Source organism: Nocardioides euryhalodurans, assembly GCF_004564375.1.
Taxonomy (GTDB): domain Bacteria; phylum Actinomycetota; class Actinomycetes; order Propionibacteriales; family Nocardioidaceae; genus Nocardioides; species Nocardioides euryhalodurans.
The window spans coordinates 3,641,665-3,657,493 of record NZ_CP038267.1 but is presented as its reverse complement, the minus strand read 5'-3'; the positions used below and the strand labels follow the sequence as shown (position 1 = coordinate 3,657,493).

The window sequence follows — 15,829 nt, the reverse complement described above, 5'->3', positions numbered from 1 at the left end:
GGCAGTCACTGTACGGCTCGGGAGCGGAACTTCGGCTGACATCCGGGACACCAGAAGAGGTTGCGCCCCTCGAGCTCCTCGGTCCGCACCGCACGGCCGCACACCAGGCACGGCTGCCCGGTCCGCCGGTAGACGTAGACCTCTCCCCCGTGGTCGTCCCGACGCGGCGGGCGACCCATCGCCTCCGGGGTGTGCTCGGGGCGGACGGTGTCGATGCGGCCCAGTCTCACGCCCTCGGCGAGCAGCAGGACCAGGTCGTCCCACATCGCCTGCCACTGGCCCACCCGCAGGGTGCGGCCCGGCCGCAGCGGGTGGATCCGGTGCCGGAAGAGCACCTCGGCCCGGTAGACGTTGCCCACGCCTGCGAGCACCTTCTGGTCGAGCAGCAGCGCGCCGATCGGCCGCGCGCTGCGACGGATCCGCTGCCACGCCCGGTCCGGCTCGGCGTCCTCGCGGAGCGGGTCCGGGCCCAGCCCGGCCAGCACCCGGTCGCGACGGGCCGGGTCGACGAGCTCGCAGATGATGGCGCCGCGGAGGTCGGCGTACGCCAGGCCGTCGGGGCGGCGTGCCTGCAGCCGCAACCGCACCTGCCCGACCGGCAGCGGGACGTCGGTCAGCCCGGTGCGGGTGTCGAGCTGCCCGATCAGCCCGAGGTGGACGTGGACCAGCCGGTCGCCCTCGAACGCGACGAACAGGTGCTTTCCGGCGGACTCGGCCCCCAGGAGCACGGCACCGTCGACCAGCGCGGCATCGGCGGCGAACCGGCCCTGCGGGGAGCTGACCGCGGTCGGGAGTCCTCCGAACGCGTCGCGCAGCTCGCCGGCGATCCGGAAGAGGGTGTGGCCCTCAGGCATCGCCCCGGCCGAGCGCCGACTCCGGGAGCGGGGGCAGCTCGCGCGTGGTCTCGTACGACGCGAGCTGGCCGATGCGCCGCACGTGACGCTCCTCGCCGGTGAACCCGGTGGCCAGGAAGACCTCCACGAACCGGGTCATGTCGTCGAGGGAGTGCAGCCGGCCGCCGACGGAGACGACGTTGGCGTCGTTGTGCTCGCGGGCGAGCACGGCCGTCTCCTCGGACCAGACCAGGGCGCAGCGGATCCCGGCCACCTTGTTGGCGGCCATCTGCTCGCCGTTGCCGGAGCCGCCGACGACGACCCCGAGGCTGTCGCGGCCCTCGGCCCGTTCGGCCGCCACCGCGTCGGCAGCACGCAGGCAGAAGACGGGGTAGTCGTCGAGGGGGTCGTAGACGAACGGCCCGTGGTCGACGGCCTCGTAGCCGTGCTCGGCGAGCCAGGCGAGCAGGTGGGCCTTGAGGTCGAGGCCGGCGTGGTCTGAGCCGAGGTGGACGCGCATGGCGGGCATCTTCCCAGAGCCCGGGGTCAGCGCTGCATCAGGGCGTCGAGGCCGACGGCCACGGCGGCGGCCACGCGGAAGTCGACACGGGGGTCGGGGACGCGGACGGTGTAGGTGTCGCGGACCGAGCCCTGGCGCTCGACCGACATCAGGGGCGCGCCGGCGGGGTCGACGAAGTCGAAGTGGATCGGCAGGAACGGGATGTCGACGAAGCGGCGTACGAGGGCCACGCCCTGGCTGCGCTCCTGACCCGTCCCGGTGTAGCCGGGGCCCTCCACGTGGAAGGTGGACCGCAGCAGGCTGGCGCCGAAGTCCTTGCGGAAGAAGCCGATCGGCTGCCCTGCCTCGTCCGCGATGTCGTACCCGGCGTTGAGGTCGACCTTCTTGCGCGCCTTGAACGAGAAGACCGGACGCGTCTGCTGCTCGTCGGCGTAGAAGGTGACGTGCTCCTTGAAGGCCATCCGCTTCTGCTGCGCCAGCCCCATCAGCGCGCCGTCCGAGCCGTCCGCGTTCGTGGCGTACAGGGCGTAGCGGTTCGTGGTCATCGCGAACTTCTGGCGCACGTGGAAGGTCGGCAGGTACATCTCGGCGGTCATGGCCGTCAGGGTAGCCACGCGATAACGCGTGGCGGCCGGGCGCGCACCACGGCAGGCTGGGGGGATGACCACCAGCGACGTCCGGGTCGACCGCGCCACCGACGACGAGCGCTACCTCGCGACCGACGAGGTGGTGTGGTTCGACGAGCCCGGGAGCCTCCCCGCCGCCGACGAGCTCGCCGGGGTGCCCGCCGACCAGCGGTTCGCGGCCGAGGTGCCCGACGCCGACCCCGCGACGTACGCCGGCATCTACGGCGTACGCCCGCTGCAGCTGGCCGTGCCCGGAGGCGAGGGCGCGCGGCTGGTGCCGTGCGCCGGCCTCACCTGGGTCGGCGTCCACCCCGACCAGCGGCGCCGCGGCGTGCTGACGGCGATGCTGCGCCACCACGTCGAGCAGACCCACCGCGAGGGCGTCGCGATCTCCGCCCTCCACGCCAGCGAGGCGGCGATCTACGGCCGCCACGGCTGGGGCGTCGCGTCGCTGACCTTCGCGGTGTCCCTGGGTCGGGGCACCGAGCTGAAGGCGCCCGGCCTCGACGAGGAGGCGGCCGCCCTGCGCACCCGCATGGCCGGCCTGGCCGACCCGGGGATCGCCGAGCGGCTGCGGGAGTGCGAGCTGCGCGTCGCCGTGGGCGAGCCGGGGATGGTGGTCGGGGAGCTCGGCTTCTTCGAGGCCATCGTGATCCACCAGCGCGAGCCGCGCGCCACCCGCGACAAGGAGCCGATGCGCTTCCTCTTCGCCCAGCGCGACGGCGTCGACGTCGGGCACGCGGCGTTCCGGCGCGAGCACAAGTGGGAGCAGGGACGGCCCGGCGGCAAGCTCGAGGTGTTCGCGGTGGTGGGCGCGCCCGCCACCCGGCTGGCGCTTCTGCGCCGGCTGGTCGACTTCGACCTGATGGCGAGCGTCAAGGTCCCCGAGGTCGGGGTCGACGACCCGCTGTGGCAGTGGATCGGCCCCCGCAGCGCCAGCGACGTCGAGACCACCGACAACCTGTGGCTGCGGATCGTCGACCTCCCGGCGGCCCTGCCGCTCCGGTCGTACGTCGGCGACTGCGACGTGGTCGTCGAGGTCGACGACCCGGCCGCGCCGTGGCAGGCCGGTCGCTGGCGGATCGTCACCCGGGGTGGCGAGGGCTCGGCCACGCGGACCGACGCGGACGCGGACGCCTCGCTGCCGGTCGCGGCGCTCGGCTCGGCGTACCTCGGGGGCACCAACCTGGTCGCGATGCTCCGTGCGGGCGTGCTGTCCGAGCACCGGCCGGGCGCGATCGGGGAGCTGTGGCGGGCGTTCCGCACCGACCTCGCGCCCACGCCCGCCAGCGGCTTCTGACCGCTCCAGGGTGTGCCTAGCCGCGACGCAGGATGTCGCGCAGCACCTGGGGGTAGTTGGTGATGACCCCGTCCACGTCCCAGCCGATCGCGCGGCGCATGCCCTGGCCGTCGTTGACGGTCCACACGTGGGTCTCCAACCCGTGGGAGTGGATCTGGTCGACGGTGGCCTCGGTCATGTCGCCGAGGGCGGGGTTGGCCTGCTCGGCCCAGGTCGCGGCGTCGGCCAGCTGCGCCTCCGTCGGCGGTCCACCGGCGAAGAGCAGCCCGACGGGCACGTTCCCCGCCACCTGGTCGTAGGTCCGCAGCCAGGCGTGGTCGAAGGACTGGACCACGAGCCGGTCGGCGCGCAGCGCGGCGCGGAAGACGGGCAGGGCGTCGAGCTGCCGGTCGAGGTCGGCTGCGATGCCCGGGTAGAGCGAGGGGTTCTTGACCTCCAGCAGCATGCCGGTGCGACGACCGACGGCGTCGCCCCACTCGGCCAGGGTCGGCACCCGGGCACCGGCGAACTCCGGCGCGAACCACGATCCGGCGTCGAGGGTGCGGATCTCGGCCAGCGTGAAGTCGGCGACGTTCCACGGCGCCCGGTCGGGGAACCGCTCCTCCACGTCGGTGGTCCGGGCCAGCGAGGTGTCGTGGAGGATCACCAGCTCCCCGTCGCGGGTGCGCTGGATGTCGTTCTCGACGACGTCGGAGCGCTGCTGCACGGCGAGGCGCACGGCGGCGAGCGTGTTCTCCGGCGCGGCACCCGAGGAGCCGCGGTGGGCGACGACGTCGACATCGCTGCCGGGCGCGGCCTGGGCAGGCGCGGCGACGCCGGCCGCCAGGCCGACGCCGAGGAGGGTCGTGAGGAGGAGTCCGAGGAGGAGTCCGAGGAGGCGGACGAGGACAGGCATGGTTTCTCCCGAGAGTGATGGGCCGGCCCCGAGTGGCCGGCCTCGATGACGTCACCCTGCCCATCCCCGCGTGACACAGGATGACGCCGCCGCCAACTCTGCCCGACATGACGGCGTCGGGACGGTGCGTGTCAGGGAGCGGTCAGGAAGCGCGCGACGTCGGCGACGGCCCGCTCGCCCTGGTCGTTGTCGGTGCGGCGCCAGAATCCGTGCGGCACGCGCGGATAGACCACCACCTCGGTCGGGACGCCGTCGCCGGCCAGCAGGTCGGCCAGCACGTGCCCGGTCGGGGTGAGCACGTCCAGCTCGGCGAGCTGGACGAGCGTCCGCGGCAGTCCCGCCAGGCTCTCCCGGTCGAGCACGTGGAAGGCCTCGTCCCCCGACGCGTCTGCTCCCTGGACGTAGAGGCGCCAGAACCACGCACACCGGTCCAGGGTCAGGTCGACGCCGGCCAGCTCGCGGTCGTAGGTCCGCCCGGCGGGGTCGACGAACGGGTAGACGAGCACCTGCGCGTCGTACCGTCCGGGATGGCGCAGCACCTCGCCGAGGGCCAGCGTGGCACCGGCCGAGTCCCCGGCGATCGCGAGCCGCTCGAAGCCCTGGTCCGCGAGCCAGTCGGCGGCGGCCCAGGTGTCGTCGGCAGCCGCGGGCCAGGCGTGCTCGGGGGCCAGCCGGTAGTCGATGAGCAGCACGGCCATCCCCGTCGCCACGGCGAGCCGGCGGGCGATGCCGTCGTGGGTGACGAGGTCGCCCATCACGAAGCCACCGCCGTGGACGTAGAGCAACGCGCTGGTCGCGCCTTCCGGCGTGTAGAGCCGGGCCGGTACGCCGCCGGCGTCCACGTCCGCCACGCGGTCGACGGCCGGCTTGGTCTCGTGGGCGGCCTCGGCCCGCCCTGCCGCCCGGTCCGCCGCGACGGCGGCGCGGTCGCCCTCGGTCACGAGTGGTCCACGGAGATCGGTCATGTCACCTCAGCCCAGCCGGGCCAGCTCCTCGTCGATGATGGAGGGGTCCAGCTTGGTGAAGACCGGCGTCGGCTTCGCCACCGTGGCCCCGACCCGGACCGGCCGCGACTCCCAGGCCGGCGTGCCGGAGTAGTCGCCGGTGATGACCGGGTACGACGTCAGTCCGGCCCCGTGGTCGGGCTCGAGCTCGTCGACCTGGTCGACCCGCGGCATCGGCATGAACTCGCCCTCGCCCCCGAGCACCAGGTGGACCTTGTTGGCGGAGTGCGGCAGGAAGGGCGAGAGCAGCGTGTTGCAGTCGCTGACGCACTGCGCCGCGACGTGCAGCACGGTCGCCAGCCGCTCGCGCTGCGACTCGTCCTTCATCTTGTAGGGCTCGGTGACGGTGAGGTAGCGGTTGACCTCGCCGACGACCCGCATCGCCTCGGCGGTGGCCGCCCGCAGCCGGTGGTGGGCGAGCAGGTCGCCGACAGTGTCGAAGCCCGCGCGGACCTTGGCCAGCACCGCCTCGTCGACCGGCTCGAGGTCGCCGCAGGGTGGGATCTCCCCGAAGTTCTTGGAGATCATCGTCGCCGTGCGGTTGACCAGGTTGCCCCACCCGGCGACCAGCTCGGAGTTGTTGCGGGTGACGAAGTCGGCCCAGGTGAAGGCCGCGTCGGAGGTCTCGGGCCCGGCCGCGCAGATGAAGTAGCGCAGCGGGTCGGGGCCGTAGCGGGCCAGGAAGTCACCCACGTACAGGACGTGGCCGCGCGAGGTGGAGAACTGCTGGTCGCCCATGGTGAGGAACTCCGAGGACACGACCTCGGTGGGGAGCTGGAGCACGCCGTAGTCGCCGGGCTCGCCGCCCCGGCTCCCGCGCCCGTCGTAGGCCAGCAGCTCCGCGGGCCAGATCTGGGAGTGGAAGACGATGTTGTCCTTGCCCATGAAGTAGTAGGAGCGGGCCTCGGGATCGTTCCACCAGTCGCGCCACCGGTCGGGCTCGCCGAGCCGGCGCGCCCACTCGATGGAGGCCGAGAGGTAGCCGATGACGGCGTCGAACCAGACGTAGAGCCGCTTGGTCGGCTGGTCCTCCCAACCCGGCACCGGGATGCCCCAGTCGATGTCGCGCGTCATCGCGCGAGGCCGGATCTCCTTGAGGATGTTCTGGCTGAACTTGATGACGTTGGGACGCCACGTGCCCGACGCCTCGCGCTCGTCGAGCCACTCCCCCAGCGCCTCCGCGAGCGCGGGCAGGTCGAGGAAGAAGTGCTGGGTCTCGACGAACTCGGGCGTCTCGCCGTTGATCTTGCTGCGCGGGTCGATCAGGTCGGTGGGGTCGAGCTGGTTGCCGCAGTTGTCGCACTGGTCGCCGCGCGCGTCGGCGTACTTGCAGATCGGGCAGGTGCCCTCGATGTAGCGGTCGGGCAACGTCCGGCCGGTCGAGGGACTGATCGCCGACTGCGTCGTCTGCTCGACCATGTAGCCGTTGCGGTGACAGGTGCGGAACATCTCCTGCACGACCCGGTAGTGGTTGCCGGTGGTGGTGCGGGTGAAGAGGTCGTACGACAACCCGAGGTCGACCAGGTCGGTGACGATCACGGCGTTGTTCTTGTCGGCGAGGTCGCGGGCGCTGACGCCCTCCTTGTCGGCGGTGACCAGGATCGGGGTGCCGTGCTCGTCGGTCCCGGAGACCATGAGCACGTCGTGGCCCGCCATCCGCATGTACCGGCTGAACACGTCGGAGGGAACGCCGAAACCGGCCACGTGGCCGATGTGGCGCGGGCCGTTGGCGTACGGCCAGGCGACGGCAGACAGGACATGGGTCATGCGGGTCATCCTAGGAGTGGCCCGGCAGCGGTCCGTGGCCGGTTTCGGCCCACGGTCCTACGGTGGTCGCGTGGAGACGCTGATCGCGGAGGACCTCGCCCTGCTGCTGCTCGACGACGACAAGGGGACCATGGCTGCGTCGAGCGTGGCGCGCCCGCTCTTCGGCGGGGCGCTGCTGGTCGAGCTGGCCCTCTCCGGCGCCGTCGAGGTGGCCGAGAAGACGGGCGTGTGGTCGAGCGCGAAGGTGCGCGCGACCGGGACGGCAGCACCGTCGGACCCCCTGCTGGCCGCTGCGCTCGCGACGGTCGCCAAGCAGCCGCGGTCGGCACAGGACCTCACCAACCGGATCGGCAAGGGGGTCCGCGAGCAGCTGCTCGAGCGGCTCGTCGACCGCGGGCTGCTGGAGCGGCGCGAGGGCCGGTTCCTCGGCCTGTTCCCCCACACGACCTGGCCGGCGGCCGACGCGGCCCACGAGCGGGCCGTCCGGCAGCGGCTCCAGGACGTGCTCGTGACCGGGGTCGACCCCGACCCGCGTACGGCCGGGCTGGTGGCGCTGCTCGCCGCCGTCGACCAGGCCCACAAGGTCGTGGACCCCGACCGGCTCAAGGCCCGGCAGGTCAAGCGCCGTGCGAAGGACGTGGCCGAGGGAGCCTGGGCGGCTGACGCCGTGCGCGACGCCGTGCAGGCGGCCCAGGCGGCGGTCACAGCCGCCGTCGTGGCCTCCACCGCCGCGACCACCGCCGGCGGCAGCTGACCCGTCAGCCGTCGATCCGGGCCTGGGTCCGCCGTCGGATCGCGGGCAGCCGGTCGTAGAGGCGCTGGCCCGGGCACGCGGTGTCGTTGGTGTCGCGGTGGCCGTCGATGACCGGCAGCCGCACCCGCTGGCCGTCCCGGTAGCGGTCACTGCCCGTCGAGGTCGTGCGGACCGTGCCGACCGCGTCCCGGCCGTGCTTGTCGAGCTTCCAGGCCGCGATCCGGGTCACCATCCGGACGGCGCCCTTCGAGGGCCGGCGCTGCTCGAGGTTCCCGATGACCGCGACTCCCACGGACTGGTGGTTGAACCCCAGCGTGTGGGCGCCCTGGACGAGGCGGTGGGCGCCACCGGAGCGGCCGATCCAGCCCCGCCCGAAGCGGTCGACGAGGAAGTTGTAGCCGAGGTCGAACCACCCGAGCGACTGCGTGTGGTAGCGGTACATGCCGCGGATGATGCCCGGGACGTCGGAACGGCGGTAGCCGTTGCCGGTCGCGGTGTGGTGGACGTGGACCTGCTGCAGCCGGTCGAGGTAGCGGGGCCGGCCGTTGCGCAGCCGCGGCTTGGCGCCCCAGTCCTGACGCGTCCGCAGCACGGGTCGGCGGGCCTCGCCGTCCGCCGCCTCGGTCGCCGCGGCCCGGGGCGCCGGGGCCGCCGTCCGGTCGGTGGCGAGGGTGCCGGGATCGATCAGCACCAGCTCGAGGTCACGGTGGCCCGAGCCAGCGACCCGGACCTCGACGTCACGCTGCGGGCCGGTCCACACCAGGTCGGTGCCGTGCCGCGCTCCTGACGCCTCGGCGGCACCGATGGTCGGGCCGTCCTCGAGCACGGGCAGCCGCCGCCAGGCCTCGGCCGGAGCGGTGCGGAACCAGACGCGGGGGGCGGCACCCCGCCAGGTCGCGCCCACGAGGGAGTACGACGTGGTCTGCAACCGCGAGGTCCCGCGGGCGAGCGGCTCCTCGGCGGCGCGCACCACCGAGCCGTCGGCGGCGGTGAGCCGGACCATGGGTGGCGGCGCCTCGGCGGGGGCTGCGGGTGGGAGGCCGGCCAGGAGGGGCAGGCTCACCACTCCTGCGACCAGGACACGGGGGGCTGGGCTGAGTCGCATGACCCCGGCATCATGCGTCACGCCCGCCACGGTGTCGACCCCGCGGGCACGGCCGCGGGGTCGACCCGGCGGGTCAGCTGAAGTCGAGCTCCCGGGTGCGGGAGCGCTTGAGCTCGTAGAAGAACGGCACCTTCGCGATGGCGATGCAGCCGTCCCAGAGCTGGCCGGCCTCCTCGCCGCGGGGGATGCTGCTGATGACCGGGCCGAAGAACGCGGTGCCGTCGAAGGCGATGGTCGGCGTGCCGACCTCGTGGCCCACCTGGTCCATGCCGAGGTGGTGGGACTTGCGGATCGCGTCGTCGTAGGAGGAGTCGTACATCGCGTCGGCCAGCGAGGTCGGCAGCCCGGCCTCGACCAGCGCCTCCTCGATCGTCGCGCGGTCGAAGTCCCGGCCGTCGTGGTGGCGCCGGGTGCCGAGCGCGGTGTAGAGCGGGAGCAGCGCCTCCTTGCCGTGGAGCTGCTCGGCGGCCATCACGACACGCACCGGGCCCCAGGCGTCCTTGAGGAACTCGCGGTACTCGTCGGGCACGTCCTTGTCCTCGTTGAGGTAGGCGAGGCTCATGACGTGCCAGGTGACCGAGATGTCGCGGACCTTCTCGACCTCGCGGATCCAGCGGGAGGTGATCCAGGCGAAGGGGCAGGCAGGGTCGAACCAGAAGTCTGCATTGGTGGGGGTCATGCTGGGGCAACCTCGTCCCTCGGGACCGTTATTCCGTCAGCGGCGGGGCACCCGCACCGTCGTCGTGGCCTTGCCGCCCACCACCACACCGGTGCCGGTGTACGACGCGCGGACCGTGTGACGCCCCGGGGCGATCCCCCGCAGCACGGCGCGCAGCCGGCCGTCGACGACGTCGCCGGTGACCGACGTACGCCCGATCCGGAGGGTCGCCTCGCCCCGCGGCCCGGGGACGCCGGCCGCGGCGACCCGCAGCACGACGACCGCGCGGCCGCGCCGGCCGGTCGCGCCGAGGCGCAGCGTCGCCGGCGTGACCACGGGACCGGCCGCGGCCATCGTGACCGTGTGGTCGCGGTAGCCCGGGTGCTGCAGGTCGACACGCACGGACAGCCGGTGGCCGACGTCGTCCACGGTCGCGACGTACGCGTTCCCGGTCGCCCGCGGGATCGGCTCGCCGTCGCGGAGCCAGGTGTGGGTCACGGTGGCGCCCGCCGGGGCGAACGTCCCGGCCGCCACCTCGAGGCGCCGGTCGAGCCGCGGGGTGCCGGACAGCGCGAACGGGGTGGTGACGTCGAACTCCCCGGCCGCCACCCGGGTCGTGGCCGCGGTGCTGACGGAGTGCCGGCGGTAGCCCTCGCGGGTCGAGACCACGGTGGCGGTGATCCGGCTGCGGATGTGCTCCTGGCGCAGCCGCAGCCTGCGGGCGTCGGCGCCCTCGATCCGCTGCCCGTCGGCGTACCACCGGAAGGTGCGGGTCGTCGCGGACGGCGTGAGCGAGCCCGGCAGGACCTCGAGCACCTCGTCGACCTGCGGCGTGCCGGAGACGGTGGGCGCGACCGCGGTGGCCAGGGTGCCGCGGACGACACGGGTGGTCGGCGCCGTGGTCTCGCGGCCCGGGAGGTGGCCCCGGGCCGTGGCCGACACCCGGGCGGTCAGCCGCTTGCCGCGCTGGGCGAGCGTCGGGGTGAAGGAGGTCGCGGTCGCGCCCTCGATCGGCTTGCCCGCGGCCAGCCACTGCACCGAGGTGGTCGCGGTCGGCGTCCAGCGACCGAGGTCGACGCGGAGGGTGGCGCCGATCGCCGGGGTGCCGGTGACCACCGGGTCGGAGGTGGCGCGCACCTCCCGGTCGTCGAAGTGCACGAAGCCCGAGGGCCAGCCGGTCCCGCGCTTGGTGATGGTGCGCCAGTGGAAGTCCCCACCCCAACTGTCCTCGGAGACCACGATCCTGCGTGCGGACACGACCCGCTCGACGTACGCCACGTGGCCGGACGACCCCGCCCCGGGGACGTTGGCCCGCCACCACGCGACGGCACCGACCATCGGGGTGTCGTCGGTGATGCGGCGGTTGGCCGGTCCCCAGTTGGAGGCGTTGCCGCTGCCGCTCCACGGCCGCTCGGCGGACATGCCGCCCCGGACCAGGCGGTAGGCGACGTAGTTGGTGCAGTTGTGGCCGGAGTACATCCGCCACCACATCCGGTCGTTCGCGCGCTTGTAGCCGAAGTGGCCGTAGCCGCGGTCCTGGCAGCTGTCGTAGCCGGTGCACAGATAGCTGCTCGCGGCGGTGGCGGAGGGCAGCGGGGAGAGCAGCGTGAGCAGCATCACCAGCAGCAGCGACAGGGGCAGGGCCGCTGTCAGTGCCGCGAGAGGAGACCGGGGGGGCGGGGTCACGGGGAGCGATTCAACCCGATGTCAAGGAGGCGCGCAGCAGTTCGCACCAGAATTCTCAGATGCCCCACCCGTCCCGGCAGGCCCTCCACCCCCGCGCACGCCGCCCAATTCGGCGGCTACCCGACCCGGTGAGAGGATCGCGGTCATGCCGGGAACGAACCTCACCCGCGACGAGGCCACGGCCCGCGCGGACCTGCTCGACGTGACGTCCTACACCGTCGACCTCGACCTCACCACGGGCGCGACGACCTTCGGATCGACGACGACGATCCGCTTCGAGTGCGCGCGTCCCGGCAGCGACACCTTCGTCGACCTCGTCGACGCCACCGTGCACTCGATCACGCTCAACGGCACCGAGCTCGACCCCGCGACGGCGTACTCCGACAGCCGGATCGCGCTGACCGGCCTCGCCGCGAGCAACGAGCTCGTCGTGGTGGCCGACTGCACCTACAGCCGGACCGGCGAGGGCCTGCACCGCTTCGTCGACCCCGTCGACGACCGGGTCTACTGCTACAGCCAGTTCGAGGTGCCCGACGCCCGCCGCGTCTACGCCACCTTCGAGCAGCCCGACCTCAAGAGCGTCTTCACCTTCAACGTGACCGCGCCGGCCCACTGGCGGGTCGTCTCGAACGCGCCGACCCCGGAGCCGGTGCCGGCCGGTGAGGGCGCGGCCGTCTGGCACTTCCCGACGACCAAGCGGATGTCGACCTACATCACCGCGGTCGTGGCAGGCGAGTACCACGAGGTGCTCGACACCTACGTGGGGAGGCACGGCACGATCCCGCTCGGGCACTACTGCCGGCAGTCGCTGGTCGAGCACCTCGACCTCGACGAGCTGCTGCTGCTCACCCGGCAGGGTTTCGAGTTCTTCGAGGACGCCTTCGGCTACCCCTACCCGTTCGAGAAGTACGACCAGCTCTACGTGCCGGAGTACAACATGGGCGCGATGGAGAACGCCGGTTGCGTGACGCTGCGCGACGAGTACCTCCCCCGCAGCCGCCAGGACCGCTCGTTCTACGAGTTCCGCGCCTCGGTGATCCTCCACGAGATGGCCCACATGTGGTTCGGCGACCTGGTGACCATGAAGTGGTGGGACGACCTCTGGCTCAACGAGTCCTTCGCCGAGTGGGCCTGCTACCACGCGGCCGTCGAGGCCACCGACTTCACCGAGTCGTGGACCGGCTTCACCAACTCGCGGAAGCAGACCGGCTACCGCCAGGACCAGCTCCCGAGCACGCACCCGATCGCGGCCGACAACGTCGACCTCCACGCGGTCGAGGTCAACTTCGACATGATCACCTACGCCAAGGGGGCGGCGGTGCTCAAGCAGCTCGTCGCCTGGGTGGGGCTCAAGCCGTTCCTCGCCGGGCTGACCGACTACTTCCACGCCTTCGCCTACGACAACAGCCAGTTCGCGGACCTGCTCGCCGCGCTGGAGAAGTCCTCGGGCCGCGAGCTCGAGGGCTGGGCCACCGAGTGGCTGCAGACCGCGGGGGTCAACACGCTGGCGCCCGAGTTCGAGCTGGACGAGGCCGGCCGCTACGCGAGCTTCGCCGTACGCCAGAGCGCCCACCCGGACTGGCCGACCCTGCGCCGGCACCGGATCGCGATCGGCCTCTACGACGACGTGAACGGCTCCCTGGTGCGCCGCGACCGCTTCGAGGTCGACGTCCAGGGCGAGCTCACCGTGCTCCCCCAGCTCGCCGGGGTGCCGCAGCCCGACCTGCTGATCCTCAACGACGAGGACCTCACGTACGCCAAGATCCGGCTCGACGAGCGCTCCCTCGAGACCGCGGTCACCGAGCTCGGTCGGCTCGACGACTCGCTGGCGCGGGCCGTGTGCTGGGGGGCAGCGTGGGACATGACGCGCGACGCCCAGATGCGGGCGACCGACTTCGTGCACCTCGTGCTGCGCAACATCGGCGCCGAGACCGACCCCTCGGGCCTGTCGAGCCTCCCCCGCTTCGCCGCGCTCGCGGCCAGCACCTACTCCGCACCGGAGCACCGCGACGCGCTCAAGGCCGAGTGGGAGGAGGGGCTGCGCGCCCTCGCCGAGGACGCTGTGCCGGGCAGCGACCACCAGCTGACCTTCGTCCGCCAGTACGCCGCGGCCGCCCGCAGCCCGCAGGCGCTGGACCACCTGGCGGCGCTGCTCGACGGCACGGCCACCCTCGAGGGGCTCGACGTCGACCAGGACCTGCGCTGGTCGCTGCTGACGGGCCTGGCCCGGGCGGGGCGTGCCGACGAGGCGGAGATCGCCGCCGAGCTCGCCCGCGACCACACGATCTCGGGCCGCGAGAAGGCCGCCGCCGCGCGGGCCTCGCGCCCGACGGCCGAGGCCAAGGCCGAGGCCTGGGCGGCGGTCGTCGACAAGACGACGCCCAACGAGACCTCGCGGTCGATCGTGCTGTCCTTCATGCGCCCCGACCAGACCGACGTGCTGGGGCCGTACGTCGCGAAGTACTTCGAGGCGGCCGAGACGCTGTGGGACGAGATCGGCACCCACAAGGCGTCGGTCGCGCTGGAGCACATCTTCCCGAAGCCGCTGGCCTCGCCGGAGCTGCTCGAGACCGTCGACGCCTGGCTGGCCACGACCTCGGCCGCCCCGGGCGCGCGGCGCTACGTCAGTGAGGGACGCGCCGACGTCGTCCGCGCGCTGGCTGCCCAGGAGCGGGACGCCCGGGCCTGAGCGGATAGCTGACCGCGAAGATCATCGTTCCCGCTCACGAAATGATGATGTTCGCGGTCAGCTGTCGGGCAACCCGAGGGCGCCGCCGCGGGATCAGTGGGCGTGGCGGGTCTGCGGGGCGCGCGCGTGCTCGGCGAGCTGGGCGATCCCGCGGACCAGGCCGACGACGAGGTCGCCCTCGGCGAACGAGCTGCGCATCTGCAGCACGGCCAGCTCGACTGACTGGTCGTCGAGGGTGCGGCGTACGTCGGCCCCGGTGACGACCTCGATCACGCGGGCGCGGGGGTCGACCAGGATCAGGACGCTGCGGTCCGGGGCGACCGAGGCCGCGTGGAGCCGGGTGGCGAACTCGCGGGGTGCGCCGTCGGCCTTCCCGACGAAGACCGAGAACTCGTAGCGGCTCGCCTGCTCCGCCGCCCGGATCGCGGTGTCGATCTCGTGACGGTCCGAGGACCGGAGCTCACCAGCTGCCACTGGCCCCACCGGTCGTCCCGGTCTGCCGGCCAGCCGGCTCGAGCTCGCCGGCCGAGCCGCCCGGACCGCCGAACCACTGGTCCTTGCTCTCGGTGCTCGGCAGCAGCTTCTCGCCACGGGTCAGGGCCGGCAGCAGCACGGCGAGCGTGATGAGTGCGAACAGCACGAGCGGGATGCCGGCCACGACCACGAGGATCTGGAGCAGGCTCACGTCCTCGGGAGTGCTCCAGCCCTCCGGGACCTCCGCGCCGGCGGGCGCTGCCACCAGGACGGGCAGCGCGGACGCGAGGAGCAGGAGGGTGATGCGGCGGGTCAGCGTCGAGGTCACGAGGGGAGGATATCGGAGTCCCCGCCCGTTCGGTCCAGCCGCCCGCGAGGGCGTACGCCGGCGGGCGACGTCGACTCCGTCACACCTGGCGCGGCCCCGCGTGCACCGATTCGACGTGGGGCACGAGGTCGACATACTGGATGGATGCTGCAGATAGTCACGACCGACCCGTGCACCGACGAGGAGTACGTCTGCAACACCGTCCTCGACTGGACGGGCAACGACCAGGCGGCCTGGGCCGCCGACCTGCTGGTCGGCACGCCGCTGGCCATCGCCGGCCTGCTCATCCTCTTCTTCGTGCTCCGCTGGGTTCTCGGCCGGCTGGTCGACCGGCTGGTCGCCCGGGCCGAGTCCGGGGCGCTGACCGCCCGCGTGGGCCGTCTCTCGCTCGGTGCCGGCAAGGCCAAGATGCCCTCCCCCACGGAGCTGGCGACCGCCACCCGCCGGGTCCAGCGCGCGAAGGCCATGGGCTCGCTGCTCAAGAGCGTCATCACCGGCGTCCTGCTCGCCGTGATCGGCACCATGGTGCTCGCCGAGATCGGCGTCAACGTCGGCCCGATCATCGCCAGCGCCGGCATCGTCGGCATCGCGCTGGGCTTCGGCGCCCAGAGCCTGGTCAGCGACTACCTCGCCGGCATCTTCATGGTCTTCGAGGACCAGTACGGCGTCGGCGACGAGGTCGACCTCGGCGAGGCGAGCGGCACCGTGGAGGCGGTCAGCCTCCGGGTGACGCGGGTGCGCGACGTCAACGGCACCGTCTGGTACGTCCGCAACGGCGAGATCGTCCGCGTCGGCAACATGTCCCAGAACTGGGCGCGCAGCGTCATCGACGTGTCCGTCGCCTACCACGAGGACCTCGCCCGGGTGCGCCGCGTGCTCGAGGACGTCGCCCACGACATGTGGGAGGACGACGACTATCGGGGCGTCATCATCGAGGAGCCCTCGGTCTGGGGCGTCCAGGAGCTCGGCGTCGACGGCGTGGTCGTCCGGGTGGCGCTCAAGACCGCCCCCCTCGAGCAGTGGGCCGTGGCGCGCGAGATGCGTCAGCGGATCAAGGCGCGCTTCGACCACGAGGGCATCGAGATCCCGTACCCGCAGCGCATGGTCTGGCACCGCGGTGCACCCGGCGAGGAGCAGCCGGCCGACGCCGCGTCGACCGCGGGCGAGCCGACCTCGTGACCGCCCGGCAC

15 protein-coding genes are annotated in these 15,829 nt (G+C 72.9%); 4 read left to right on the top strand and 11 right to left on the bottom strand.

What is annotated here, in order from left to right; translation table 11 throughout:
* Nucleotides 1-5: 5 nt before the first annotated feature.
* Genes EXE57_RS17760 through EXE57_RS17750 form a run of 3 tightly spaced genes read right to left on the bottom strand, consistent with a single transcriptional unit; the run spans nucleotide 6 to nucleotide 1,949 of the window.
* The gene (locus EXE57_RS17760) at nucleotides 6-854 is read right to left on the bottom strand and encodes an Fpg/Nei family DNA glycosylase (protein ID WP_135079828.1); all 849 of its coding nucleotides are present in this window, start codon (nucleotides 852-854) and stop codon (nucleotides 6-8) included.
* Nucleotides 847-1,353 carry a ribose-5-phosphate isomerase gene (locus tag EXE57_RS17755; protein WP_135079826.1) on the bottom strand — a complete coding sequence of 169 codons (507 nt, stop codon included), beginning with the start codon at nucleotides 1,351-1,353 and terminating at the stop codon, nucleotides 847-849. Before EXE57_RS17755 ends, EXE57_RS17760 begins: the two co-directional genes overlap by 8 nt.
* 26 nt (nucleotides 1,354-1,379) lie before the next feature.
* Complete coding sequence (locus tag EXE57_RS17750) at nucleotides 1,380-1,949, bottom strand: LURP-one-related family protein (protein WP_135079824.1); 570 nt, start codon at nucleotides 1,947-1,949, stop codon at nucleotides 1,380-1,382.
* A 64-nt stretch (nucleotides 1,950-2,013) separates the two neighbouring features.
* On the opposite strand from EXE57_RS17750, the gene EXE57_RS17745 reads away from it, so the two are divergent.
* The gene (locus EXE57_RS17745) at nucleotides 2,014-3,279 is read left to right on the top strand and encodes a GNAT family N-acetyltransferase (protein ID WP_135079822.1); all 1,266 of its coding nucleotides are present in this window, start codon (nucleotides 2,014-2,016) and stop codon (nucleotides 3,277-3,279) included.
* Between the two features lie 16 nt (nucleotides 3,280-3,295).
* On the opposite strand, the gene EXE57_RS17740 is transcribed toward EXE57_RS17745, so the two are convergent.
* From EXE57_RS17740 to metG, 3 genes are all read right to left on the bottom strand, one after another.
* Entirely contained in the window at nucleotides 3,296-4,174 is an 879-nt protein-coding gene (locus EXE57_RS17740) for a glycerophosphodiester phosphodiesterase (protein WP_135079820.1), read from the bottom strand.
* Between the two features lie 131 nt (nucleotides 4,175-4,305).
* Nucleotides 4,306-5,139 carry an alpha/beta hydrolase gene (locus EXE57_RS17735; RefSeq protein WP_135079818.1) on the bottom strand — a complete coding sequence of 278 codons (834 nt, stop codon included), beginning with the start codon at nucleotides 5,137-5,139 and terminating at the stop codon, nucleotides 4,306-4,308.
* A gap of 6 nt (nucleotides 5,140-5,145) precedes the next feature.
* Nucleotides 5,146-6,945, bottom strand: a complete 1,800-nt coding sequence (gene metG, locus EXE57_RS17730; protein ID WP_135079816.1) for a methionine--tRNA ligase — start codon at nucleotides 6,943-6,945, stop codon at nucleotides 5,146-5,148.
* Between the two features lie 70 nt (nucleotides 6,946-7,015).
* Between metG and EXE57_RS17725 the strand changes: the two genes are divergently transcribed.
* Nucleotides 7,016-7,699 carry a GOLPH3/VPS74 family protein gene (locus EXE57_RS17725; protein ID WP_135079814.1) on the top strand — a complete coding sequence of 228 codons (684 nt, stop codon included), beginning with the start codon at nucleotides 7,016-7,018 and terminating at the stop codon, nucleotides 7,697-7,699.
* A gap of 4 nt (nucleotides 7,700-7,703) precedes the next feature.
* Here EXE57_RS17725 and EXE57_RS20415 read toward each other — a convergent pair whose 3' ends face one another.
* The 3 genes from EXE57_RS20415 to EXE57_RS17710 all read right to left on the bottom strand — a co-directional run bounded on the left by EXE57_RS20415 (nucleotide 7,704) and on the right by EXE57_RS17710 (nucleotide 11,148).
* Nucleotides 7,704-8,762, bottom strand: coding sequence for an N-acetylmuramoyl-L-alanine amidase (locus EXE57_RS20415; protein WP_135079812.1), 1,059 nt, complete (start codon nucleotides 8,760-8,762; stop codon nucleotides 7,704-7,706).
* 115 nt (nucleotides 8,763-8,877) lie between these two features.
* Nucleotides 8,878-9,483 (bottom strand): mycothiol-dependent nitroreductase Rv2466c family protein, encoded by a 606-nt coding sequence (locus EXE57_RS17715; protein ID WP_135079810.1) that lies wholly within the window; start codon nucleotides 9,481-9,483, stop codon nucleotides 8,878-8,880.
* A 36-nt stretch (nucleotides 9,484-9,519) separates the two neighbouring features.
* Entirely contained in the window at nucleotides 9,520-11,148 is a 1,629-nt protein-coding gene (locus tag EXE57_RS17710) for a CHAP domain-containing protein (RefSeq protein WP_135079808.1), read from the bottom strand.
* A 145-nt stretch (nucleotides 11,149-11,293) separates the two neighbouring features.
* Between EXE57_RS17710 and pepN the strand changes: the two genes are divergently transcribed.
* A complete protein-coding gene (gene pepN, locus EXE57_RS17705) occupies nucleotides 11,294-13,837 on the top strand; it encodes an aminopeptidase N (protein ID WP_135079806.1) in 2,544 nt (847 codons plus the stop codon).
* A 93-nt stretch (nucleotides 13,838-13,930) separates the two neighbouring features.
* On the opposite strand, the gene EXE57_RS17700 is transcribed toward pepN, so the two are convergent.
* Both EXE57_RS17700 and EXE57_RS17695 read right to left on the bottom strand, forming a co-directional pair.
* Nucleotides 13,931-14,311 (bottom strand): DUF5130 family protein, encoded by a 381-nt coding sequence (locus EXE57_RS17700; RefSeq protein ID WP_135079804.1) that lies wholly within the window; start codon nucleotides 14,309-14,311, stop codon nucleotides 13,931-13,933.
* Nucleotides 14,298-14,639, bottom strand: a complete 342-nt coding sequence (locus EXE57_RS17695; protein WP_135079802.1) for a hypothetical protein — start codon at nucleotides 14,637-14,639, stop codon at nucleotides 14,298-14,300. The genes EXE57_RS17700 and EXE57_RS17695 overlap by 14 nt, the downstream gene beginning before the upstream one ends.
* A gap of 144 nt (nucleotides 14,640-14,783) precedes the next feature.
* On the opposite strand from EXE57_RS17695, the gene EXE57_RS17690 reads away from it, so the two are divergent.
* The gene (locus EXE57_RS17690) at nucleotides 14,784-15,818 is read left to right on the top strand and encodes a mechanosensitive ion channel family protein (protein ID WP_135079800.1); all 1,035 of its coding nucleotides are present in this window, start codon (nucleotides 14,784-14,786) and stop codon (nucleotides 15,816-15,818) included.
* The last annotated feature ends 11 nt before the right edge of the window (nucleotides 15,819-15,829 follow it).

Bases quoted from the DNA above. Each gene is read 5' to 3' on its own strand.
- EXE57_RS17760 (WP_135079828.1), bottom strand. From the start codon at position 854: ATGCCTGAGGGCCACACCCTCTTCCGGATCGCCGGCGAGCTGCGCGAC.
- metG (WP_135079816.1), bottom strand. From the start codon at position 6,945: ATGACCCATGTCCTGTCTGCCGTCGCCTGGCCGTACGCCAACGGCCCG.
- pepN (WP_135079806.1), top strand. From the start codon at position 11,294: ATGCCGGGAACGAACCTCACCCGCGACGAGGCCACGGCCCGCGCGGAC.
- EXE57_RS17715 (WP_135079810.1), bottom strand. From the start codon at position 9,483: ATGACCCCCACCAATGCAGACTTCTGGTTCGACCCTGCCTGCCCCTTC.
- EXE57_RS17740 (WP_135079820.1), bottom strand. From the start codon at position 4,174: ATGCCTGTCCTCGTCCGCCTCCTCGGACTCCTCCTCGGACTCCTCCTC.
- EXE57_RS17750 (WP_135079824.1), bottom strand. From the start codon at position 1,949: ATGACCGCCGAGATGTACCTGCCGACCTTCCACGTGCGCCAGAAGTTC.
- EXE57_RS17735 (WP_135079818.1), bottom strand. From the start codon at position 5,139: ATGACCGATCTCCGTGGACCACTCGTGACCGAGGGCGACCGCGCCGCC.
- EXE57_RS17745 (WP_135079822.1), top strand. From the start codon at position 2,014: ATGACCACCAGCGACGTCCGGGTCGACCGCGCCACCGACGACGAGCGC.
- EXE57_RS17755 (WP_135079826.1), bottom strand. From the start codon at position 1,353: ATGCGCGTCCACCTCGGCTCAGACCACGCCGGCCTCGACCTCAAGGCC.
- EXE57_RS17690 (WP_135079800.1), top strand. From the start codon at position 14,784: ATGCTGCAGATAGTCACGACCGACCCGTGCACCGACGAGGAGTACGTC.